General features: G+C 70.5%; 22 protein-coding genes. 11 read left to right on the top strand and 11 right to left on the bottom strand.

Annotation, left to right across the window (positions count from 1 at the left end):
- Positions 1–40 precede the first annotated feature (40 nt).
- Together recA and EIY87_RS06715 are read left to right on the top strand one after the other, a co-directional pair.
- Positions 41–1,087: a recombinase RecA gene (gene recA / locus EIY87_RS06720; protein ID WP_125306790.1), complete on the top strand. Its 1,047-nt coding sequence runs from the start codon at positions 41–43 to the stop codon at positions 1,085–1,087.
- Between the two features lie 203 nt (positions 1,088–1,290).
- On the top strand, positions 1,291–1,818 hold the full coding sequence (locus EIY87_RS06715; RefSeq protein WP_086862444.1) for a regulatory protein RecX: 528 nt from the start codon (positions 1,291–1,293) through the stop codon (positions 1,816–1,818).
- Here EIY87_RS06715 and EIY87_RS06710 read toward each other — a convergent pair.
- The 4 genes from EIY87_RS06710 to edd all read right to left on the bottom strand — a co-directional run bounded on the left by EIY87_RS06710 (position 1,808) and on the right by edd (position 7,750).
- Entirely contained in the window at positions 1,808–3,067 is a 1,260-nt protein-coding gene (locus EIY87_RS06710) for an MFS transporter (RefSeq protein ID WP_125306789.1), read from the bottom strand. The two genes, EIY87_RS06715 and EIY87_RS06710, sit on opposite strands and share 11 nt — an antisense overlap.
- A 19-nt stretch (positions 3,068–3,086) precedes the next feature.
- Complete coding sequence (locus EIY87_RS06705) at positions 3,087–5,054, bottom strand: PEP/pyruvate-binding domain-containing protein (protein WP_125306788.1); 1,968 nt, start codon at positions 5,052–5,054, stop codon at positions 3,087–3,089.
- A gap of 204 nt (positions 5,055–5,258) precedes the next feature.
- A complete protein-coding gene (gene eda, locus EIY87_RS06700) occupies positions 5,259–5,864 on the bottom strand; it encodes a bifunctional 4-hydroxy-2-oxoglutarate aldolase/2-dehydro-3-deoxy-phosphogluconate aldolase (protein WP_125306787.1) in 606 nt (201 codons plus the stop codon).
- Positions 5,861–7,750 (bottom strand): phosphogluconate dehydratase, encoded by a 1,890-nt coding sequence (gene edd, locus EIY87_RS06695; protein WP_125306786.1) that lies wholly within the window; start codon positions 7,748–7,750, stop codon positions 5,861–5,863. Before edd ends, eda begins: the two co-directional genes overlap by 4 nt.
- A gap of 234 nt (positions 7,751–7,984) precedes the next feature.
- Between edd and EIY87_RS06690 the strand changes: the two genes are divergently transcribed.
- From EIY87_RS06690 to EIY87_RS06665, 6 genes are read left to right on the top strand one after another with little or no spacing between them, the layout of a single operon-like run.
- On the top strand, positions 7,985–8,272 hold the full coding sequence (locus EIY87_RS06690; RefSeq protein ID WP_191983981.1) for a hypothetical protein: 288 nt from the start codon (positions 7,985–7,987) through the stop codon (positions 8,270–8,272).
- The gene (locus EIY87_RS06685; RefSeq protein ID WP_125306784.1) at positions 8,269–9,093 is read left to right on the top strand and encodes a hypothetical protein; all 825 of its coding nucleotides are present in this window, start codon (positions 8,269–8,271) and stop codon (positions 9,091–9,093) included. Before EIY87_RS06690 ends, EIY87_RS06685 begins: the two co-directional genes overlap by 4 nt.
- 49 nt (positions 9,094–9,142) lie before the next feature.
- Positions 9,143–11,059 (top strand): fumarate reductase/succinate dehydrogenase flavoprotein subunit, encoded by a 1,917-nt coding sequence (locus tag EIY87_RS06680; RefSeq protein ID WP_125306783.1) that lies wholly within the window; start codon positions 9,143–9,145, stop codon positions 11,057–11,059.
- Positions 11,056–11,808 carry a succinate dehydrogenase/fumarate reductase iron-sulfur subunit gene (locus tag EIY87_RS06675; protein WP_125306782.1) on the top strand — a complete coding sequence of 251 codons (753 nt, stop codon included), beginning with the start codon at positions 11,056–11,058 and terminating at the stop codon, positions 11,806–11,808. Before EIY87_RS06680 ends, EIY87_RS06675 begins: the two co-directional genes overlap by 4 nt.
- A gap of 26 nt (positions 11,809–11,834) precedes the next feature.
- Positions 11,835–12,359 carry a GNAT family N-acetyltransferase gene (locus tag EIY87_RS06670; RefSeq protein WP_125306781.1) on the top strand — a complete coding sequence of 175 codons (525 nt, stop codon included), beginning with the start codon at positions 11,835–11,837 and terminating at the stop codon, positions 12,357–12,359.
- A complete protein-coding gene (locus EIY87_RS06665; RefSeq protein ID WP_158641289.1) occupies positions 12,356–13,471 on the top strand; it encodes an amidohydrolase family protein in 1,116 nt (371 codons plus the stop codon). Before EIY87_RS06670 ends, EIY87_RS06665 begins: the two co-directional genes overlap by 4 nt.
- A 278-nt stretch (positions 13,472–13,749) precedes the next feature.
- Here the strand turns inward: EIY87_RS06665 and EIY87_RS06660 are convergent, their stop codons facing one another.
- The gene (locus tag EIY87_RS06660) at positions 13,750–14,601 is read right to left on the bottom strand and encodes a helix-turn-helix domain-containing protein (protein ID WP_125306779.1); all 852 of its coding nucleotides are present in this window, start codon (positions 14,599–14,601) and stop codon (positions 13,750–13,752) included.
- Positions 14,602–14,859: 258 nt separating this feature from the next.
- A complete protein-coding gene (locus tag EIY87_RS06655) occupies positions 14,860–15,597 on the bottom strand; it encodes an SDR family NAD(P)-dependent oxidoreductase (RefSeq protein WP_125306778.1) in 738 nt (245 codons plus the stop codon).
- A 132-nt stretch (positions 15,598–15,729) separates the two neighbouring features.
- Here EIY87_RS06655 and EIY87_RS06650 point away from each other — a divergent pair, with 132 nt between their 5' ends.
- Positions 15,730–16,017, top strand: a complete 288-nt coding sequence (locus EIY87_RS06650) for a hypothetical protein (protein WP_125306777.1) — start codon at positions 15,730–15,732, stop codon at positions 16,015–16,017.
- A gap of 60 nt (positions 16,018–16,077) precedes the next feature.
- Here EIY87_RS06650 and EIY87_RS06645 read toward each other — a convergent pair whose 3' ends face one another.
- From EIY87_RS06645 to EIY87_RS06630, 4 genes are all read right to left on the bottom strand, one after another.
- Entirely contained in the window at positions 16,078–16,983 is a 906-nt protein-coding gene (locus EIY87_RS06645; RefSeq protein WP_125306776.1) for an amino acid ABC transporter permease, read from the bottom strand.
- Positions 16,980–17,666 (bottom strand): amino acid ABC transporter permease, encoded by a 687-nt coding sequence (locus EIY87_RS06640; protein WP_125306775.1) that lies wholly within the window; start codon positions 17,664–17,666, stop codon positions 16,980–16,982. The genes EIY87_RS06645 and EIY87_RS06640 overlap by 4 nt, the downstream gene beginning before the upstream one ends.
- A 77-nt stretch (positions 17,667–17,743) precedes the next feature.
- A complete protein-coding gene (locus EIY87_RS06635; protein ID WP_125306774.1) occupies positions 17,744–18,595 on the bottom strand; it encodes a glutamate ABC transporter substrate-binding protein in 852 nt (283 codons plus the stop codon).
- A gap of 54 nt (positions 18,596–18,649) precedes the next feature.
- A complete protein-coding gene (locus EIY87_RS06630; RefSeq protein ID WP_191984001.1) occupies positions 18,650–19,378 on the bottom strand; it encodes an amino acid ABC transporter ATP-binding protein in 729 nt (242 codons plus the stop codon).
- A gap of 227 nt (positions 19,379–19,605) precedes the next feature.
- On the opposite strand from EIY87_RS06630, the gene EIY87_RS06625 reads away from it, so the two are divergent.
- Both EIY87_RS06625 and EIY87_RS06620 read left to right on the top strand, forming a co-directional pair.
- Positions 19,606–20,280, top strand: a complete 675-nt coding sequence (locus EIY87_RS06625) for a response regulator transcription factor (protein ID WP_191984000.1) — start codon at positions 19,606–19,608, stop codon at positions 20,278–20,280.
- Positions 20,281–20,284: 4 nt separating this feature from the next.
- On the top strand, positions 20,285–21,682 hold the full coding sequence (locus EIY87_RS06620; protein WP_125306771.1) for a sensor histidine kinase: 1,398 nt from the start codon (positions 20,285–20,287) through the stop codon (positions 21,680–21,682).
- Here EIY87_RS06620 and EIY87_RS06615 read toward each other — a convergent pair.
- Complete coding sequence (locus EIY87_RS06615; RefSeq protein WP_125306770.1) at positions 21,679–22,599, bottom strand: TAXI family TRAP transporter solute-binding subunit; 921 nt, start codon at positions 22,597–22,599, stop codon at positions 21,679–21,681. The genes EIY87_RS06620 and EIY87_RS06615 overlap by 4 nt on opposite strands.
- Positions 22,600–22,609: the final 10 nt, after the last annotated feature.

The following is a 22,609-nucleotide window of genomic DNA, read 5'->3' as shown; positions in this document are numbered from 1 at the left end:
CCCCGGAGAGCCGGGGCTTCGACCAGCGAGGTGGACTTCCATGCCTGCAGCACCCGACAAGGACAAGGCGCTCGAGCTCGCGCTCGCGCAGATCGACAAGCAGTACGGCAAGGGCTCGGTCATGCGGCTCGGCCAGGACGGCCGCGCGCCCATCTCCGTGATCCCGACCGGCGCCATCGCCCTGGACGTCGCGCTCGGCATCGGCGGGCTGCCCCGCGGCCGCGTGATCGAGGTCTACGGCCCGGAGTCCTCCGGTAAGACGACGGTCGCCCTGCACGCGGTGGCCAACGCGCAGCGGGCCGGCGGCATCGCGGCGTTCATCGACGCGGAGCACGCGCTGGACCCGGAGTACGCCAAGAAGCTCGGCGTCGACACCGACGCGCTGCTGGTCTCCCAGCCGGACACCGGTGAGCAGGCGCTGGAGATCGCGGACATGCTGATCCGCTCCGGCGCGCTCGACATCCTGGTCATCGACTCCGTGGCCGCGCTCGTGCCGCGGGCCGAGATCGAGGGCGAGATGGGTGACTCGCACGTCGGTCTCCAGGCCCGCCTGATGAGCCAGGCGCTGCGCAAGATGACCGGTGCGATGAACAACTCCGGCACCACCGCGATCTTCATCAACCAGCTGCGCGAGAAGATCGGCGTCATGTTCGGCTCCCCGGAGACCACGACCGGTGGCAAGGCGCTGAAGTTCTACGCGTCGGTCCGGCTCGACGTGCGCCGCATCGAGACGCTCAAGGACGGCGGCGAGCCGGTCGGCAACCGCACCCGCGTCAAGGTCGTGAAGAACAAGATGGCCCCGCCCTTCAAGCAGGCCGAGTTCGACATCCTGTACGGCGTCGGCGTTTCCCGCGAGGGCTCGCTGATCGACATGGGCGTCGACCAGGGAATCCTGCGCAAGTCCGGCGCCTGGTACACCTACGAGGGCGACCAGCTCGGCCAGGGCAAGGAGAACGCGCGGAAGTTCCTGCGCGACAACCCGGACATCGCCAACGAGATCGAGAAGCGCATCAAGGAGAAGCTGGGCATCGGCGCCCAGGTCGACGCCGAGGCCGTCGAAGCCGTGCCGGCGCCGGTCGACTTCTGATCGGGCGTAGGGATTGGGTGAGGTGTGCTCGCGGAGTGCGCTCGCCCTCATCCCTCCGCCGTGTTCTCCGGGGGTCGAACCCCCGGACCCCCGCCAAGGGGCAAGCCCCCTGGACCCCCGGCGTGGTTGCGTTGTGTGGTGACGCGCGGCTTTGAGGGCGTTGTGAAGAACGAGGAGTGATCGAGGTGGCGAGGGCGCCGAAGATCCCGCCGGCGGAGCTGCCTCCCGAGGAGCGGTACAAGAAGGCCAAGGAGATCTGTTACGACCTCTTGGCCGTGCGTGCCCGCACTCAGGAGGAGCTCCGGCAGGCCTTGCGCCGCAAGGGGTTCGACGAGGAGACCAGCGAAACCCTGCTCGGCAAGCTCGACCGGGCGGGGCTGGTGAACGACGCGGAGTTCGCCGAGCTGTGGGTGAAGTCCCGGCACGAGACCCAGGGCCTGTCCCGCACCGCGTTGCTGGCCGAGCTGCGGCGCAAGGGCGTCGACGACGAGGTAGCCGCGCAGGCGGCGGGCGAGGTCGACCGCGAGTCCGAGGAGCAGATGGCCAGGGAACTGGTCCGCAAGCGCCTCGGCTCGCTGGGCAACGTCGACGAACAGACGGCGCTGCGGCGGCTGCTCGGCTTCCTGGCGCGCAAGGGCTACCCGCAGGGGCTGGCGTACACCGTCATCAAGGAGGAACTCCGCGAGTACGGCGCGGAGTCCACCCTCCTCGACGACGCGTTCATCGACTGACGGCTTCGGGCACGCGGGCGGCCGCGGGCCGGCGGTCGGAGCGGTGCTTGCGGACCGCGAGCAGCAGCACCGCCAGCACCGCCATCGCGGCGCACGTGACCCCGGCCGACAGCAGCAGGAACTCGTTCAGCTGCCCGGCCGCCAGGTACGCGCCGAGTGCCACCGCCACCAGCGCGCACACCGCCCTGTCCACCAGGGACTCCAGGGACAGCAGGGTCGCGCGGTGGCGGGAATCCGGGATGGAGTCGTTCAGCAGCTGCTTCTGCACCGGGAAGGCGATGCCCGTCGCCACCGCGAAGACGCACAGCAGCACCACCGCCGGGAACGGGCCTGCCCAGACCAGCAAGCCGAGGCACGACGCCATCACGATCGTCAGCGTGAAGACCGAGCCCACCGGGCCGATCGCGCGGCGGAGGCGGTGGGGGCGGGCCGCGCCCAGCGCTTCGAAGAGCGTCATCGCGGCCAGGACCGCGCCGTACCAGTTCACCGAGAGCGACTTCGACTCCAGGATCGGCTGGAACAGGTTCACCTGGCAGATCCGGACGAGCGTGAACATCGCGACGCCCTGCACCATCAGCAGCGCCAGCCACCGGGACGAACGCAGCGTGGACAACGCGCCGCCGACGCCGGACAGAAGCGAGGCCGTCTTGCCCGAACCGCGGCGGCCGCCGGGGATCGGGGGGAGCTTGCACGCGAACGCCAGCGCGACGGCCGCGTTGATCGCCGTCAGCCAGTACGGGGAAGGGAGGTTCCACGTCATCAGCAGGCCGATCACCGGCCAGTACACGATCTTGCCGACCAGGCTGTACGCGCGGCCGACCCCTTCGACGCGGAGGTAGTGCTCACCCTCGCCGTGGGCGTGGAGGTACTCGTACAGGTACGCGCTCTGCGCGCCGGACACCAGCGAACGGGCCAGCGCGATCAGGACGAAGTGCACCAGGAACCCGGTGTACGAGCCCAGGAACACCGGCACCAGGTTCGCCGCCACGAGCACGCCGGCGCCCGCCGTCAGGGAGGTGCGGTGGTCGAAGCGGTCGGCGATCAGGCCCGTCGGGATCTCCAGCAGGCAGAACACGACGTAGTAGATGCTCTGGATGCCGAAGATCTCGCCGTCGGAGAGGCCGGCGAGCTTCTGGTACTGGTAGAAGATCGGCACCCACAGCAGCAGGCCGAAGAAGAACTGGAACCCGTAGGTCAGCCGGACGGCGCGCTGGACGGCCGGTTTCGCGGGCAGGCGAAAGCCCAGCATGGTGAGGTCTCCCCGACGATCAAACGGAATAGGGACGCAGCTGCACCAGGTGGAGGTGCTCGCGGTCGGCGAGCCACTCGATGTCCACCGGCGAATCGAACGTGTAATCAGGCGAGAAGTGGCCCTGCAGCAGGCGGCCCACGACGGCGAGCCGTTGCAGCTGCTCGTGGGCGGCCTCGTCGAGGTCCTCGGCGGCGTCGCCCAGCGACACCGTGCGGCCGCCGCCCTCGACCGTCGAATACAGGTACTGCAGGGGCAGGGCCGCACCCTCGACGACGTCGGTGACCCGGGGTGACACGTTGACGTACACCGTGCGGAAGTCCGCGCGGTTCATCGGGTTCGTCGTCACCAGCACGCCGCCGAAGCCGGCCGTGACCTGCTCCTGGATCACGACACCCATGTAGCAGTCGTCGAGGGAGATCCCGGCCTGGCGGCGCAGGCGGACGCTGCGCACCGACACCAGCGACGCCCAGACCTCCTTGACGCTGGCGAAGATCCGCTCGGCGGTGGTGACGTGGTTGAGCGACTCGTAGATCCCCGCGGCCGAGAACCCGGCGAGGTCCTCGGCGTTCGACGAACTGCGCACGACGAACGAGCGCACGCCGGCCAGCTGGGACACCAGCGCGGAATCGATCTCGCCGGCCAGCGCGCCCGGCATCCGCGCGGAGCGGATCAGCGTCTGCAGCTCGACGCACAGCGGCTCGATCTCGCGGGCGTCCAGCTCCAGGGCCATCTTCAGCTTGCCGATGGCCTGCTGGATCCGCGGCGACGACTCCAGGAACCGCCGCTGCAGCGAGAACGGCAGCGCGATGCCACGGGGCACGCGGACGCGCTCGTCGAGCAGGCGCCGGGCGGCGGCGCCCAGGTCGGCGTCGAGCGGGACGTCCAGCAGCCGGGCCAGGTACGGCAGCAGGTTGTCCCGCGGCGGGCGGGGCACCTGGTAGAAGCCGAGCAGCCGCTGCGACCCCTGGGCCAGGACGTGGTGCAGTTCGCCGAGGTTGGCCGCCTTGGTGCCGTAGCGGTGGCGGTCGGCCGCGCGCAGCCGGGCCAGGTTCACGATCGGGCTGTGGTCGGCTTCCGGCCGCTCCAGCGTGACGCGCTGGGCGTACCAGCTCGGCGGCGGCGCCGCGGCCGGCTCGGGGACCTCGCGCAGGGAGAGCGCGTGGGCGTCCACTGTGTACTCGACCCACTTGCCGTCGAGGCCGCGCCGCTCGACTTCGGCGAGCGCGCCGAGCTGGACGGCGTTCGGGATCTGCCAGCCGGTGGCCAGCACGTTGGTGTGGGACAACGGCGTCGTGTGCCGGGCGTTGACGATGCCGGACAGCCGCGGGACGTCGTCGGGGACGCGGTCCATCACGATGATGTCCGTCCAGTCCAGCGTGGCCGCGCGGTACTCGGCCTCGGTGCGGAACGCGCGCAGCCGCCCGGTCGCCGTGCCGGGGTTCAGCGCCACGAACGGCGCCGTGGAGAACAGTTCGTGCGCGAAGACGCGGGGCAGCTCGTCCGCCGGGATCTCCCGGACGATCCGCTCCTGCAGCTGGTTGGCCGGCTTGAACACCAGCGGCAGCGCCGGGTCGACGTACTGCGCGACGAAGGCGTGGAACTCGCGGATCAGCGCGGCCGGCATGGTGTCGACCTCGACCGTCTCCAGGGAAAGCAGCTGGGGGTGGCGGGCGATGATGCCGAGCAGGAACCGGCGGTCCGGGGCGTGGTAGAAGTCCTGGTTGAAGGAGTCGATTTCCGCGCGCACCCGTTCTTCCGGGACGCCCAGGATCTCTTCCCCGATATAGATCGCGTGAAAGGAATGGCGCGCGTCGTTCAGGAAGTGGATCACCGCGTTTTCGCGGTCGACCACGACCTTGACGAAGGAATAGCCGCCGAGGGTGCCGCCCAGCTGGTGGAGGGCGGACAAGGAAAGGCGTTCGCCGACGAGTGCGGCGACGTTCTCGGGGGCAGGACTGGGGGCGACCACATCGGTCAGGGACACCGGATCTCCTCGCTCGAAACAGCGAGGGGAAACGATAACAGGCCGGTAAATCACCCACCTGCGCCGCGATTGCTCCGTTCAGCGGGATTCATGACCGCCGCCACACCCGCTCGGAGCACCGTTCCAGATCGCTGGAACGGTGCTCCCGGAATGCGGACGCGCATTCCGCCGTTCGGGCGCGGCGATGACGCGGGGTGATTTCCGCTACAGCTGCGCAGCCTCCGCGGCCAGCTTTTCGATCGTGGCGGGGTCGAGCGAGGCCGTCAGCCACGTCCCGCCGATGCAGCCCACGTTCGGCAGCGCCAGGTACGAAGGCGCCGAAGCGACCGTGATCCCGCCCGTCGGGCAGAACTTCAGCGACGGCAGCGGGCCCGCGATCGATTTCAGGTACGCGACTCCGCCCGACGCCTCCGCCGGGAAGAACTTCAACGCGGTCAGCCCGCGCTCGGCCAGCCGCATCGCCTCGGACACGGTGCTCGCGCCGGGCAGGAACGGCAGCCCGGTCTCGAAGCACGCGTCGACGACCGCGTCGGTGCAGCCGGGCGTCACGAGGAACTTCGCCCCCGCGTCCGCCGCCTGCTTCGCCTGGTCCGGCGAAACCACGGTGCCGGCGCCGATCACGATGTCCGGCACCTCGGCGGCGACGCGCTCGATCGCGGACAGCGCCGCCGGGGTGCGCAGGGTCAGCTCGATGACCCCGATCCCGCCGGCGAGCAGGGCCCGGGCGGTGGGCACCGCGTCGGCGGCGTCGTCGATCACCACCACGGGCATCACGGGGGACAGAGCGAGCAGGTCCTGACCGGTGGTCACTGACCGACCTCCTGGGTTGCGAAAGCGGGCGTTCCGAAGTGTTCCGGGGTCAAGCCGCCGAACACCGAAGCGCCCTGGTCAGCGGGGCCGACCGCGCGGCGCAACGCGGCGAACAGCTCTCGGCCGGTGCCGGTCCAGGATGCTTCGGACGGCGGCGAGTTTACAAGCTCACGGCGGGCGAGTTCTTCGTCACCGACCAGCACGTCGAGGCTGCCCGAGGTGGCGTCGAGGCGGATGACGTCGCCGTCGGCGATGCGCGCGATCGGGCCGCCCGCCGCGGCTTCCGGCGTCACCTGGATGGCGGCCGGGATCTTGCCCGACGCCCCCGACATCCGGCCGTCGGTGAGCAACGCCACGGCGTGCCCGCGGTCCATCAGCACGCCCAGCGCCGGGGTGAGGCCGTGCAGCTCGGGCATGCCGTTGGCCCGCGGCCCCTGCTGCCGGACGACCACGACGACGTCGCGGTCCAGCTCGCCCGCTTCGAACGCGGCCTTGAACGCCTCCTGCGTGGTGAACACCCGCGCCGGCGCCTGGACGACCCGGTGCTCCGGCGCCACCGCGGACACCTTGATCACCGCGCGGCCGAGGTTGCCCTCGACCATCCGCAGCCCGCCGTCCGCGGCGAACGGGCGCCACACCGGGCGCAGCACCTCTTCGTCGAGACTGCGGGTCGGCACGTCGCGCCAGACCAGCTCGCCGTCGGACAGGATCGGCTCGGCGCGGTAGCGGTGCAGCCCGAAGCCGGCGACCGTGTGCACGTCTTCGTGCAGCAGGCCCGCGTCGAGCAGCGTGCCGACCAGGAACTGGATGCCGCCGGCGGCGTGGAAGTGGTTGATGTCGGCGCTGCCGTTCGGGTAGACCCGCGCCAGCAGCGGCACGACCGCGGACAGGTCCGAGAAGTCGTCCCAGGTCAGCTGGATGCCCGCGGCCGCGGCGATCGCGACCAGGTGCATCGTGTGGTTGGTCGAGCCGCCGGTGGCGAGCAGCGCGACGACGCCGTTGACGAACGCCTTCTCGTCGAGGATCCGCGCGACCGGCGTGTACTCCTCGCCGCGGGACAGCGCGACGACCCGGCGGCCCGCTTCTTCGGTCAGCGCCTGACGCAGCGCCGAACCGGGCTGGACGAAGCTGGCGCCCGGCAGGTGCAGGCCCATCACCTCGACGACCATCTGGTTGGAGTTGGCCGTGCCGTAGAACGTGCAGGTACCGGCCGAGTGGTACGACGCCGCTTCGGCGTCGAGGAGGTCTTCGCGCGTCGCGAGACCCTCCGCGTACAGCTGCCGGACGCGGGCCTTCTCCTTGTTCGGCAGGCCCGAGTTCATCGGCCCGGCGGGCACCAGCACCGCGGGCAGGTGCCCGAACGACAGGGCGCCGATCAGCAGGCCCGGCACGATCTTGTCGCACACGCCCAGCAGCAGCGAGGCGTCGAACATGTCGTGGGAGAGCGCGATCGCCGTCGACATCGCGATGACCTCGCGGCTGAACAGCGACAGCTCCATGCCCGCACGGCCCTGCGTGATGCCGTCGCACATCGCGGGCACGCCGCCGGCGAACTGGGCGACACCACCCGCCGACCGCACGGACTTCTTCAGCCACGCCGGGTACTCCTGCATCGGCTGGTGCGCCGACAGCATGTCGTTGTAGGACGAGACGATCGCGACGCCGGGAGCGCGCGCGGCCCGCAGCGCTTGCTTGTCGACGCCGTCCATCGCGGCGAAGCCGTGGGCGAGGTTGCTGCACGCGAGACCGCGGCGGACCGGGCCCTCTTCGTGCGCGGCGGCCGTGCGGGCGAGGTAGGCGGTGCGGGTCGCGGCGCTGCGCTCGGCGATGCGGGCGGTGACGTCGGCGACGACTCGGTGCGGCTTCGGGGTGGGGGTGGGGCTCATGTCCGGCTCCGGATCACTGGTGTGTGGTGGTCCGCGGGACGGCAACGCTGACGCCTCAGGGTCGTGACACTGGCCACACTACCTCGGGAAAACGCCGAATCAAAATCGATTCAGAAGATCGACCCGCGTGACCCCGATCACCTTCCGAACCGTTAGTGTGCTAGTTGTCACACTGCACGACGCGTGGCACAGCCGTAGCCGGTTCCCTGCCAGCCCCACCACACGGGAGGCATGATGTCCACCTCCGAGATCGCCGAGCTGCGGCGAACCATCGGCCAGCTCCGGCAGTGCGTCGGCGCACTGCGCTCTCGTTACGGCGACGCTTCGGCGGTGCGCCGGCTCGCCAACGACGTGGAGCGCCTCGACATCGACACCGCGGACCTCGACAGCACGCCGCCGGCCGTGCCCGCGCAGGCGAAGCCCGCCGAGCGCGTCCCGGTACCCGACACCCCCTACGACCCGGCGCTCTGGCACGGCGCCGATGACGAAGGCGTCGGCGGCTACAAGCGCGACCAGCGGTGAGCGCTCCGGCTGACAACGGCGTCGGCACCGGCGTCCGGGCCCCCAAGCGGGCCCGGATCGCCGAGCGCACCCTCCGCACGGACCGGTGGTGGCTCCAGCCGCTGCTGACCGTGCTCGGACTGTCGGCGTTCGTCATCTACGCGACGGTCCGGTCGTTCGTGCGCACCGCGTACTGGGTGCCCGACTACCACTACCTGACGCCGTTCTACTCGCCCTGCCTGTCCACTTCCTGCGTCGAGGGCTCGAGCCACTTCGGCCACTGGTTCGGCGACCTGCCCGGCTGGATCCCGCTCGGCTTCGTCGTGCTGCCGTTCCTGCTCGGGTTCCGCCTGACCTGCTACTACTACCGCAAGGCCTACTACCGGGCCGTGTGGTTCTCCCCGCCCGCCTGCGCCGTCGCGGAACCGCACGCGAAGTACACCGGCGAGACGCGGCTGCCGCTCATCATCCAGAACGTCCACCGGTACTTCTTCTACGTCGCGCTGATCGTCTCGCTGGTCAACACCTACGACGCGATCACGGCGTTCCACGGCAAGACCGGCGGCTTCGGCTTCGGGCTGGGCAACATCATCCTGCTCGGCAACGTGATCCTGCTCTGGGCGTACACGCTTTCCTGCCACTCGTGCCGGCACGTGACCGGCGGCAGGCTGAAGCACTTCTCCAAGCACCCGGTGCGCTACTGGATCTGGACCAAGGTCTCGAAGCTCAACACCCGCCACATGGCGCTGGCCTGGACGACGCTCGGCACGCTGGTGCTGACCGACTTCTACGTCATGCTCGTCGCCAGCGGGGCGATCTCGGACCTGAGATTCGTCAACTAACGCCCTTCTCCCTGCAACGACGTCCCCAGTTCCGAGGTGGAATCTCTTCATGACCGAGGTCGAACGGCACAGCTACGACGTGGTGGTGATCGGTGCCGGTGGCGCCGGTCTGCGCGCCGTGATCGAAGCTCGCGAACGCGGTTTCCGCGTCGCCGTCGTGTGCAAGTCCCTGTTCGGCAAGGCGCACACGGTGATGGCCGAGGGCGGGTGCGCGGCGTCGATGGGCAACGCGAACTCGAACGACAACTGGCAGGTCCACTTCCGCGACACCATGCGCGGCGGGAAGTTCCTCAACAACTGGCGGATGGCCGAGCTGCACGCCAAGGAGGCGCCGGACCGCGTCTGGGAGCTGGAGACCTACGGCGCGCTGTTCGACCGCACCGCCGACGGCCGGATCAGCCAGCGCAACTTCGGCGGGCACACCTACCCGCGGCTCGCGCACGTCGGTGACCGCACCGGTCTCGAGCTGATCCGCACGATGCAGCAGAAGATCGTTTCGCTGCAGCAGGAGGACTTCGCCGAGACCGGCGACTACGAGGCGAAGATCAAGGTCTTCGCCGAGTGCACGGTCACCGAGCTGCTCACCACCGACGGGAAGATCGCCGGCGCGTTCGGCTACTGGCGCGAGAGCGGGCGGTTCATCCTCTTCGAGGCGCCCGCGGTCGTGCTCGCCACCGGCGGCATCGGCAAGTCGTTCAAGGTGACGTCGAATTCGTGGGAGTACACCGGCGACGGCCACGCGCTCGCCCTGCGCGCGGGCGCGAAGCTGATCAACATGGAGTTCGTCCAGTTCCACCCGACCGGGATGGTCTGGCCGCCGAGCGTCAAGGGCATCCTCGTCACCGAGGGCGTGCGCGGTGACGGCGGCGTGCTCAAGAACTCCGACGGCAAGCGGTTCATGTTCGAGTACGTGCCCGACGTCTTCAAGGGCCAGTACGCGGAGAGCGAAGACGAAGCCGACCGCTGGTACACCGACCAGGAGAACAACCGCCGCACCCCGGACCTGCTGCCCCGCGACGAGGTCGCCCGCGCGATCAACTCCGAGGTCAAGGAGAACCGCGGGTCCCCGCACGGCGGCGTCTTCCTCGACATCGCGAGCCGCCTGCCCGCCGAAGAGATCAAGAAGCGGCTGCCGTCGATGTACCACCAGTTCAAGGAACTCGCGGACGTCGACATCACGGCCGAGCCGATGGAGGTCGGGCCGACCTGCCACTACGTCATGGGCGGCATCGAGGTCGACCCGGACACGGCCGGGGCGAGCGTGCCCGGCCTGTTCGCGGCGGGCGAGTGCTCGGGCGGCATGCACGGCTCCAACCGGCTCGGCGGCAACTCGCTGTCCGACCTGCTGGTGTTCGGCCGCCGCGCCGGGCTCGGTGCCGCCGAGTACGTGGCCGGCCTCGGTGACCGGCCCGCCGTCGAACAGTCCGATGTGGACGCTGCGGCGAAGATGGCGCTCGCGCCGTTCGACCCGCCTGAGGGCGCCACGGCCGAGAACCCGTACACCCTCCACACTGAACTGCAGCAGTCGATGAACGACCTCGTCGGCATCATCCGCAAGGCCGGCGAGATCGAGCAGGCGCTGGTGAAGCTGGCCGAGCTGCGGGAGCGGATCCTCCGCGTCACCGTGGAGGGCCACCGGCAGTTCAACCCCGGCTGGCACCTCGCGATCGACCTGCGCAACATGCTGATGGTCAGCGAATGCGTCGCGAAGGCCGCGCTGACGCGGACCGAAAGCCGCGGCGGGCACACGCGCGACGACTTCCCGGGCATGGACGCCGAGTGGCGGAACAAGCTGCTGGTGTGCTCGGCGTCGGCGGGGGACAACCCGGTCGTCCCGGACATCGGCGTCGAGGTGAAGGAGCAGGTGCCGCTGCGGCAGGACCTGCTGGAGCTGTTCGAGTTCGGCGAACTCGGGAAGTACTACACCGACGCGGAGCTCGAGGCACACCCCGGGAGCAAGGCATGAGTTACAAGGCGAGTTTCCGGGTCTGGCGCGGCGACGACACGGGCGGCGAGCTGCAGGACTTCACGGTGGAGGTGAACGAGGGCGAGGTCGTCCTCGACATCATCCACCGGCTGCAGGCCACCCAGGCGTCGGACCTCGCGGTGCGCTGGAACTGCAAGGCGGGCAAGTGCGGCTCGTGCTCGGCGGAGATCAACGGCCGCCCGCGCCTGCTGTGCATGACGCGGATGTCGACGTTCACCGAGGACGAGGTGATCACGGTGACGCCGATGCGGACGTTCCCGGTGATCCGCGACCTCGTCACCGACGTGTCGTTCAACTACACGAAAGCGCGCGAGATCCCGTCGTTCACGCCGCCCGCGGACCTGAAGCCCGGTGAGTACCGGATGCAGCAGGTGGACGTCGAGCGGTCGCAGGAATTCCGGAAGTGCATCGAGTGCTTCCTGTGCCAGAACACCTGCCACGTGGTGCGCGACCACGAAGAGAACAAGGAGTCCTTCGCCGGGCCGCGGTACCTGATGCGCATCGCCGAGCTGGAGATGCACCCGCTCGACGTCGCGGACCGGCGGGACGCGGCGCAGGACGAGCACGGCCTCGGCTACTGCAACATCACCAAGTGCTGCAGCGAGGTCTGCCCGGAAGGCATCCACATCACCGACAACGCGCTCATCCCGATGAAGGAGCGCGTCGCGGACCGCAAGTACGACCCGATCGTCTGGCTCGGCAACAAGCTGTTCCGCCGCGACAAATGAGGTGACCCGCCTGGCATGGTGGGGGTATGGAGATCGCGTTCCTGCCCCCGTCCGGCCTGGCTTCGGCCGGGCGGATCGCCGACCTGGTCAACCTCGTCTACGCCGAGTCGGAGAAGGGGCTCTGGCGGGAGAGCACCGATCGGACCTCCGCCGACGAGGTCGGCGCCTTCGTGCGGGCCGGGGAGATCGCCGTCGCTTCGGTGGACGGCGCTCTCGCCGGCTCGGTCCGCGTGCGGCGGCTCGACGAGGCGACCGGCGAGTTCGGCATGCTCGCCGCCGATCCCGCCCGGCGCGGGGCCGGGATCGGGCGTGAGCTGGTGCGCTTCGCCGAGCGGACGTGCCGCGACGCCGGCTGCCGCGAGATGCAGCTCGAACTGCTCGTGCCGCGGGAGTGGACGCACCCGTCGAAGCAGTTCCTCGCCGACTGGTACGCCCGGCTCGGCTACCGCGTGACGCACCGCGCCGACCTCGCCGTGGACTACCCGCACCTGGCGCCTTCGCTCGCGACGCCGTGCGACTTCCTGATCTACCGCAAGGACCTCCTCGCGTGACGCTGCTCGCCGGAGCGCTCGTCTTCGACCCCGAAACCGGCGACACCGAACGCGCCGACGTCCGGCTGGACGGCGCCCGGATCGCCGAGGTCGGCCCGGGCCTCGACGGCGACGGGCGGGTCGACTGCTCGGGCGGGCTGCTGCTCCCCGGCCTCATCGACTGCCACGTGCACGTCGCCTTCCCCCGGCACGAACCGTTGCCCCGCAGCGCGCGGATCCTCGAAGCCGTGCCGGTGCTGCACGGCTTGCTGGCCCGCGGGATCACCACCGTGCGGGACGCCTGGGGTGCCGACGCCGGGGTCAAGCACGCGCTGCGCGAAGGCTGGATCGACGGGCCCGACCTGCTCGTCAGCCTCCGCCAGCTGTCGCCGACCGGGGGACTCGGCGACAGCTGGGACCCGCCCGCGGGCACCGTCGACCACTACGGCGACCCGTCGCTGCCGGACCCGTTGTTCGACGGGCCCGACGCGGCGCGCGCGGCCGTCCGCCGGATGGTGCGCGCCGGCGCCGACTGGATCAAGGTCGGTGCGAGCGGCGCCCTGCGGGCCATGCGCGAGGGCACGGACGTCCGGCCGACCGACGACGAACTCGCCGCCCTGGTCGACGAAGCCCGCCGCGCCGGCCGGGACGTCCTGGCCCACGCCCACACCGCCGCGGCCGTCGTCTCGGCGGCCCGCGCTGGAGCCCGCAGCATCGAGCACGGCACCTTCCTCGACGACGACGCCGTGACCGCGCTGGCGAACGCCTGGTACGTCCCGACGCTCTCGCCGATCAGCGACAGCGAGTTCGCCGAGACGCACCGGCGTTCGGTCCGCCTCGCCGCGGAAGCGGGCGTCCCGATCGCCGCCGGCTCGGACCTGGCCCCGCGTCCCCATGTCGACTTGACGACCGAGCTGCGCCTGCTGGCCGCCGTGCTCGGCGACGCGGCCGCGCTGAAGGCAGCCACCTCCGAAGCGGCCCGCCTGCTGCGGCTGGAGCACGACCGGGGCCGGCTCGCGGCGGGGTTGCGCGCCGACGTCGTGCTGCTCGACGGGACGGACCTGGACGTGACCGACCTGCCGGGCCGGATCCGAGCCGTTTGGCACGACGGGAAACGGGTCGGCGCGGGGTGATGTCCGGGGAGGAGGCGATCGTCGCGGCGCGTGACCGGAGGGTCTGGGCGTGCGGAGGAGGTCCGGGTTCGGGGTGGCGCCGGATGGCTGACGCCGCAACCGGTCCGCCGCCTGGCCCGGGCCGGCCCCCTGCCCGGGGTGGACGGCGAGCCCTCGAAGCCCGGCCGGCTCATCCGGGAGTTCCGGTGCGCCGCGGCTGGTCGACGTCGAGCGACCGGCAACAGTCGTCGCCGCCGGCGGAGCCGTGTCCCCCTGGCTCGCCGGGCGGAGTTGCTCGTTCAGTTCGCCATGGCGTCGAACTCCTCGGCCAGCCGGACCAGGAACGCCCGGGACTCGTGTTCGGACAAGGCCACCTGTTCCAGCCGTGTGCGGAAGATGTAGAAGGCCTCGACCGCCACGCGTTCGTCGATGAACAGCCCGGCCGCGAAGGTCTCTTCGTAGGCCACCGGCGGGTGTTCGGCGAACTCGAGGATCGTGAACCGGCTGCCTGCCAGGTGGTACGGCGGCGCGGAGGCGGGGACGACGCGGATGGTGCAGTGCGGGAGGTTGGTGGCCAGTACCAGGTACTGCAGCTGTTCGTGCATCAGCGCCGGGTCGCGCAGGATCGACCGCAAGGTGTGCTCGTAGACGAAGTAGAGGCACTGCGGCGGGTTGCGCCGTTGCAGTAGCTGCTGCCGGTCGATCCTCGCCTGGACGAGCGCCTTGAGCCGATCCGTCGTGTACCGGCCGGACAGCTCGTAGACGGAGCGCACGTAGTCCTCGGTCTGGAGCATGCCCGGCAGGGCCAGCGGGCTGTTCGAGATCACCGCGGTCGCCAGGTTTTCCTGGATGATCAGCGACTTCATCGGGTCGACGAGCTTGTCGAAGTACGGCCGCACCCAGTACAGCTCGCTCGGCGGGCGGGTCAGGTGCAGCAGCCGGTCGCGCTCGGCGGCGTCGGTTCCGCAGTGCGCGAGGTAGATCGCCGCGTCGATCGGCGAGATCCGGCGGCCGTTCTCCCAGCCGGACACCTTCGACGCCGACCAGTGGGCGCGCCGGGCGACCTCGCGCAGCGACATTTGTCTCGCTTCGCGCTGGTTTTTCAGCTCGACACCCATCTCCCGGGTGCGCACCGTGCTCTTTTCGGTCATGCCCCGCACGTTAAAGGCAAGCACCGACAAAACGGCTCCTGCCACGCGGCGGTTCACCGGAAGGGATGTTGCTGTTCTGCCTGTGTGACAACGGGTTTCGCTCGCGAAGCGCTGCGAAGCAGCTTCGCACAATGAAGCGTGCTTCGCACCTTCGCGGCGTAGCAGAGGCATTCTGGCGGCCATTCCGGGAATCGATCCGGGCCGCCGGTTTCGCGCGGTGGTGGACTTTCCGCATGGCTGGGGAAGGCACGCTGTCGGTCAGCCGAGGGCGCGGCCGCCGTCGACCAGCAGGCGCTGCCCCGTGATGAACCCCGCCTCCTTCGACGCGAAGAAGCTCACCGCCGCCGCCACGTCGTCGGGCGTTCCCAGGCGGCCCGCCGGGACCCCGGCCAGGTAAGCCGCGCGCTCGGCTTCCGGGACGTCCGCGTGGCGTTCCACCGGGATGAAGCCCGGGGCCACCGAGTTGACCGTGATGCCGTCCGGGGCCAGCTCGCGGGCCCACGCGCGGGCCAGGCCGACCTGGGCCGCCTTCGCCGTCGCGTACGCCGAGCGGCCCGGTGGCGGGCGGTCCGCCACCTCCGAATCGACGTGGACGATCCGGCCGTAGCCGCGGGCGCGCATGCCGGGGAGCACCGCGTGGCCCAGCAGCACCGGCGAGCGCACGAAGAAGTCCAGGTGCTTCAGGTGCTCCGGCCAGTCCACATCGGACAGCAAGACGTCCGGCTGCGGGCCGGTCGCGTTGACGACCAGGACGCTGATCGGGCCCAGCAGCGCCGTCACCGCGTCGACCAGCTCGCCGACCGCCCGCCGGTCGGTCACGTCGGCGGCGAAGGCCGCGGCCCGGCCGCCCTCGGCCAGGACGGCCTCCGCGGCGGCCTTGAGGTCGGGATCGTCGTGCAGGCCGTTCAGCGCCACGGCGAAGCCGTCGCGGGCCAGCCGCCGGGCGATCGTGCGGCCCAGGCCTCGGGAACTTCCGGTCACCAGTGCGACACCCATGGGCACCGACGCTAGGGGACCCGGCGGATCACGACAACCCCGCCCGATCGGCTGAACCCGAGCCGGTCGACGGTGAGTACGTGCTACTCAAGTCGATGACCACAAGATCGACTCGGCTGTCGTGGAGGACCGGTGAAAAGATCGATGTTCGGTGTCGCCGTGCTGGTGGGCGGGTTGACGGTGCTCGTTCCCAGCCCCGCTTCGGCGGCTTCGATACCCCCTGACTGCAAGGTCTGGTCGGACCCCCGGTGGGGAGTCGGCTATTCGCAGTGCTCGGCACGGGCGCACCGCGTCGCCGTCTACTGCGACTGGGCGGCCTTCCCGCTCATGGGACCTTGGCGGAACAAGAACGAGATCTCCGAGCGGCAGTGCGACATCGGGGAAAGCCCGACCCGTGTCAGCGTCGACTTTCCCGACTGACCGGTGAAAAAAAGCGGGTGGGTGCGCCGTAGCGCACCCACCCGCTCTCCGTGATCCGGGTCAGGCCGAGTTGTTCCCGGTGGCGTAGTCGGTCGCCGTCACCGCCGCCGGCGGGCCTTCCAGCGGCTTCGCGCCGCGGGGGGCCTTCTTCCGCCGCGACAGCTTGCGCTCCAGCCACGAGGCGAACCACGACAGGAGCAGGTTGAGCGTGATGAAGATGATCGCGATGACGATCAGCGTCGGGATCGTGTTGTTGAAGTTGCCGGTGATCGGGCCGGAGCCGCGGATCAGCTCGTCGTAGCCGATGGTCAGCTGACCGGCGAGCGCGGTGTCCTTCAGGATGACCACCAGCTGGCTCACCAGTGCCGGCAGCATCAGCGTGATGGCCTGGGGGAGCAGGACGTTGATCATCGTCTGGGTCTTGCGCAGGCCCAGCGCCGAAGCGGCCTCGGTCTGCCCCTTCGGGAGCGACAGGATGCCCGCGCGGAACACCTCCGCCATCACCGAGCCGTTGTAGAGCACCAGGCCCGTGACCGCGGCGAACAGCGGGCGGGTGTCCGCCTCGATCGGCGTGTAGTAGGCGTACAGCGCCGCCCCGAACACCATCAGCAGCAGCACCGGGATGGCCCGGAAGAACTCGACCACGGCGCCGACCGGGATCCGCACCCACTTGTGCTGGGACAGCCGTCCGATGCCGAGCAGGGCCCCGATCGGCAGCGCGATCACGATCGACAGCGCGGCCGCTTCGAGCGTCTTCAGCAGGCCGGGGAGCAGGAACTGCGTCCAGGTCGAACCCTCGATGAACGGCTTCCACAGCGCGCCGGCCCACTGGCCCTTCTCGTCGAAGCCGGTGTAGACGAACCACGCCACCAGCGCCAGCACGAGCAGGAACAGGACGGTGTAGATCCAGTTGCGGGCCTTGGCCTTCGGGCCCGGGACGTCGTAGAGGACGGACTGCGTGCTCATCGCTTGACCTCGGCTTTCTTGGCGACCCAGCCGAGCAGCAGGCCGAGTGGCAGGACCAGCGCGACGAACACCAGCGCGAACAGGATGAAGACCAGGAACAGCGAGTCGGACTCGTTCTCCACCATCGTCGACATCAGCAGCGACGCCTCGGCGACGCCGATCACCGACGCCACCGTGGTGTTCTTCAGCAGCGCGATCAGGACGTTGGCCAGCGGCGCGATCACCGAGCGGAACGCCTGCGGCAGCACGATCAGCCGCAGCACCTGCAGGAAGTTGAGCCCCAGTGCCCGCGCCGCCTCCGCCTGGCCGACCGGGACGGTGTTGATGCCCGAGCGCAGCGACTCGCACACGAACGTCGAGGTGTAGACGACGAAGCCCAGCACGGCCAGCCGGAACGCGTTGTCGGCCAGCGACGTCGGCGAGTCCGCGGCGGCCAAGTTGATGCCGAGCGTCGACGACAGGCCCAGCGACGTGAAGATGATGATCACGGTCAGCGGGGTGTTCCGGAAGACGTTGACGTACGCCGTCGCGAAGCCGCGCATGATCGGCACGGGGCTGACCCGCATCGCGACGAGGACGGTGCCCCAGATGAGTGACCCGATCGCCGAGAAGAACGTCAGCTGGATCGTCGTCCAGAACGCGCCGACGAGGTCGTAGTCGGGGTTATCGAGAAATTCGAACACGGGTTGTCCAACCTGGCCTCGGAATGGGAACGGTGCGCCGCGAGCACGGCGCACCGTTCGTCTTCACAAACCGGATATCAGGGAGCGATCGCCGGCGCGGCCGGGATCTTGTAGCCCGACGGGCCGACGTTGGTCTCCAGCGCCTTCGCCCAGGAGCCGTCCTGCTCCATCTGCTGGATGGCCTTGTTGATCGCGGCCTTGCCGTCCGCGTCGTCCTTCTTCAGGCCGACGCCGTAGTTCTCGTCGGTGAAGCCCTTGCCGACCAGCTTGAGCTTGCCCGGCTGCTGCGCGGCGTAGCCGGCGAGGATGACGTCGTCGGTGGTCATCGCGTCCACCGTGCCGTTGAGGAGCGCGGTCACGCAGTCGGTGTACTTGCCCACCTCCTGCAGCTGCACCTCCTTGGCGTACTTCGACTTGACGTTCTGCGCCGGGGTCGAGCCCTTGACCGAGCAGAGCTTCTTGTTGCCGGTCAGCGACTCGGGGCCGGTGATGTCGGTGTTGTCCTGGCGGACCAGCAGGTCCTGGTGCGCGACGAAGTACGGGCCGCCGAAGGAGACGTCGTTCTTGCGCTTGTCGGTGATCGAGTAGGTGGCGACGATGAAGTCGACCTCACCCTTCTTGATCAGGTCCTCGCGCTGCGCCGACTGCGCTTCCTTCCAGGTGATCCCCGACTCTTCCACGCCGAGCTGCTTCGCGATGTACTTCGCGACGTCGACGTCGAAGCCGGCGTAGGTGCCGTCCGGCTTCTTCAGGCCGAGACCCGGCTGGTCGAACTTGATGCCGATGACCAGCTTCTTGTTGTCCTTGGCCCGCTGGACCAGGTTCTTGTCACCGCTCGCGCCGCTGCCGGACCCGCCGCCGCAGGCCGTCAGGGCCAGCCCGGCGGCCATCACGACCGCGCCGACCTGCAGAACTCGGTTCAACCGCATCGTCTCTGGTGTTCCTTCCGAATCTCGCCCGGCCGCGCGGCCGGGAAAAAATGTTCAGTGGGTCAGGATCTTGCCGAGGAAGTCCTTCGCGCGCTCGCTCTTGGGCGCGGTGAAGAACTCTTCGGGCGTCGTGTCCTCGACGATCTCCCCGTCGGCCATGAAGATCACCCGATCGGCTGCCCGGCGGGCGAAGCCCATCTCGTGGGTGACGACGAGCATCGTCATGCCGTCCTTGGCCAGGCCCGTCATGACGTCGAGGACCTCCTGGACCATCTCCGGGTCCAGCGCCGAGGTCGGCTCGTCGAACAGCATGACCTTGGGCCGCATCGCCAGCGCCCGCGCGATGGCGACGCGCTGCTGCTGGCCGCCGGAGAGCTGGGCCGGGTACTTGTCGGCCTGGTTGGCGATGCCGACGCGCTCCAGCAGCTCCATCGCCGTCTTGCGGGCTTCGGCCTGCGAGGTCTTGCGGACCTTCACCGGCGCGAGCATGACGTTCTCGATGATGGTCTTGTGCGCGAACAGGTTGAACGACTGGAACACCATGCCGACGTCGGCGCGCAGGGCCGCGAGGGCCTTGCCTTCGGCGGGCAGCGGGACGCCGTCCACGGCGATCTCGCCCGAGTTGATCGGCTCGAGCCGGTTGATCGCCCGGCAGAGGGTCGACTTGCCCGACCCCGAGGGGCCCAGCACCACGACGACCTGGCCGCGGGGCACCTCGAGCGTGATCTCCCTGAGCACGTGCAGGTCGCCGAAGTACTTGTTCACGGCGGACGCCTTGATCATCGGCGCCGCCACCTCCGCGGTCATCTGGCCTCCAGGATCGGTCGAATGCGGCGTGGGTCACCACGCGATGGCGAGAACCTACCGCCGTGCTCGCGGCTCGCAAGGCGGCTTGACCCATTCTTAGGGTTTCAAGTGGGTATCGATGTCCGATTCGGCGCCCGGTCCGGCGAGGTCCTAGAGTTCGTCCCTACCGGCCGGTGAAGCAGGTCACCATGGGAGGCGACGGCGTGCGGGTGCTGCTGGTGGAGGACGACGACCGGGTCGCGGGCGCGCTGATCCCGGCGCTGGTCCGCCGCGGCCTGGCGATCGCCCGGCTGGCCACCGGCGCCGGCGTGCTCGAGCGGGTGCACGAGGTCGACGTCATCCTGCTCGACCTCGGCCTGCCGGACATCGACGGCGTCACGCTGTGCCACCAGATCCGCGCGGTCAGCGACGTCGCGATCATCGTCGTCTCGGCGCGCGGCGAGGTCGACGACCGGATCAAGGGCCTGCGCGCGGGCGCCGACGACTACCTGGTCAAGCCCTACGACGTCGAAGAGCTGCTGGCCCGGGTCGAGGCGGTGCGGCGCCGCCGCGGCGAGCACACGACGGCCGAGCCGGTGGTGATCCGGGTCGGGGACGTCAGCGTCGACCTGTCCCGGCACGAGGTGCTGGTCGACGGGCGCGCGGTCGCGTTGTCCCGCAAGGAGTTCCAGGTGCTCGCGCTGGTCGCGGGCGCGCGCGGCGCGGTCTGCTCGCGCGAGCAGGTGCTCACCGAGGTGTGGGGCCACCGCGGCCCCGCGGAGAGCCGCTCGCTGGACGTCCACGTCGCCACGCTGCGGACCAAGCTGGGCCGCCCGGCGCTGATCGAGACGGTCCGCGGGGTCGGCTACCGGCTCGGCGGCCAGGTCGCCCGGAGCTGACGGGGTGCGCGTCCGGCTGCAGGGCATCGTGCTGACGCTCGTCGCGCTGCTGGTGTTCGGCCTCGGCATCCCGCTGGCCATCACCATCGCCGCCGGCGCGCAGCAGGATCTCTTCCTCGACCGGCTGACCGACACCGCGCGGTTCGCGTCGCTGGCGCAGCGCCCGCTGCTGGACAACAAGCCGACCCTGCTCGACCCCGACCTGCGCCGCTACACCGAGGTCTACGGCGTCCAGGTGGTGGTGTTCGACCAGGACGGCAAGGCCGTGGCCAGCGCGCTGGGCCCGAACGGCGCGCGGCTCGACGTGCACGCCGAGCGGATCAGCGACCCGGTCCACGAGGCGCTGGCCGGCCGCCGCTCCCAGCCCGGCGGCGTGCTGATGCCGTGGGACGACACGCCGCTGGTGCTGGCCGAGCCGGTGCTCGCCGACGGCGAGGTGCGCGGCGCGGTGCTGACGGTGTCCGACACCGGCGCCGAGCGGGCCGACGTGCTGTGGTGGTGGCTGCTGCTGGCCGCGGGCGGGATCCTCGCGTTCACGCTGGCGCTGGCCGTGGCGATCCCGGTGGTCCGGTGGATCCTGCGCCCGGTGCACCGGCTCGACGACGCGACCGGCGCGCTGGTGGCGTCGGTGGTCAGCGGGCGCGAGGCCGAGCCGGTGGGGGAGAGCGGCGGGCCGCCGGAGCTGCGGCAGCTCGGCCGGTCCTTCGACCGGATGGCCGCGAGCGTGTCCGGGGCGCTGGCCGCGCAGCGCGCGTTCGTCGCCGACGCCTCCCACCAGCTGCGCAACCCGCTGACCGCGCTGAAGATCCGGCTCGGCAACCTCGAAGGCCACGTCGACGACGAGCCGGCCGCCGCCGACCTGGAGGCCGCGCGGGTCGACGCGGGCCGGCTGCACCAGATCCTCGACGGCCTGCTCTCGATGGCCCGCGCCGAGGCCTCCGGCGGCGAGCTGGACCCGGTCGTGCTGGACGAGGCCGTCGCCGAGCGCGTCGCCGACTGGTCGGTGGTCGGCGAGGCCCGCGACGTGCGGCTGGTCGTCGACACCCCGGGCGACGGCGTGTGCGTGCGGATGCCGCCGCGCGGCGCCGAGACGATCCTGGACGCGCTGCTCGACAACGCGCTGAAGTTCACCGCGGCGGGCACCGAGATCCGCGTGGCGGTCGAGCGCGACGGCGACCGCGTGCGCCTGTCGGTCCGCGACCACGGACCGGGCGTGCGGCCGGACGAGCTGGACCGCGCGCTGGACCGGTTCTGGCGCAGCCCGGCCCACCAGAACGTGCCGGGCTCGGGGCTGGGGCTGGCGATCGTCAGCGAGATCGTGGCGCATTCCGACGGTGAACTGGTGCTGGACCTCCCCGAAGGCGGCGGCCTCCGCATCTCGATGACGTTCCCGGCGGCCTAGGTCTTCTGCGCCCGGTAGTAGCGGAGCGCGCCCGGGTGCAGCGGGATCGGCTGCGTCTCGATCCCCGGGTGGACGTCGATCGACAGCGCCGCCGGGTTGGCGACGACGAGCTGCTGCCGGGCCGCGAACAGGCCGCTGACCAGCGCCTCGGCGACGTCGTCGCGCATCGACGTGCGCACCACCAGGAAGTTCGGCACCACCAGCGTGGTCACCGGCGCCAGCTGGTCGTAGGTGCTCGCCGGGATGGTGGCGGTGCCGTAGACCTCGCTGATCGCCTGCATCTTCGGCATCAGGTCGGCGATGTCGACCAGCCGCAGCCGGGTCTTGTTCTCCGCCAGCTTCGGCGTCGGTAGCCCGCCGGACCAGAAGAACGCGTCGACGTCGCCGTTCAGCAGCGCCGCGACGGAGTCGTCGAGGCCGCGGGTGATGGTGCTGACCTCGCCGGTCAGTTCGGCCGCGCCGAGCAGCTTCCCGGCGATGTACTCGACCCCCGACGACGGCGAGCCGATCGCGATCCGGTGCCCCCGCAGCTGCGCCACCGACCGGATGTCGGAGTCCGACCGCACGACGACGTGCAGGTAGTCGTCGTGGATCCGCGCGAGCGCGGCGAGCCCGGGGTTGGCCCGGTACTGGTCGGCGGCGACGTCGGCGGCGACGAAGGCGACGTCGGCCTGCCCGCTCAGCACCCGGCTGACGTTGTCGGGCGACCCCTGCGTCTGCAGCACCTGCGGCCGCTCGATGTCGAGCCCGGCCTGCCAGGCGGTGGCGAGGGTCTGGGCCAGCTTGTCGTAGACGCCGCCGGGGTTGCCCGCGGCGATCCGGAGGTGGACGTCGGTGAAGCCGCTGGTGCAGGCGGTGAGGAGCAGGAGGAGGGCAGCCGCCAGCACGAGTCCGCGCGTCCGCCGGGTCCCGGTCACGAGCCGATCG

This window comes from Amycolatopsis eburnea, from assembly GCF_003937945.1.
GTDB classification, from domain to species: domain Bacteria; phylum Actinomycetota; class Actinomycetes; order Mycobacteriales; family Pseudonocardiaceae; genus Amycolatopsis; species Amycolatopsis eburnea.
This window is presented reverse-complemented; position numbering and strand designations above follow the sequence as displayed.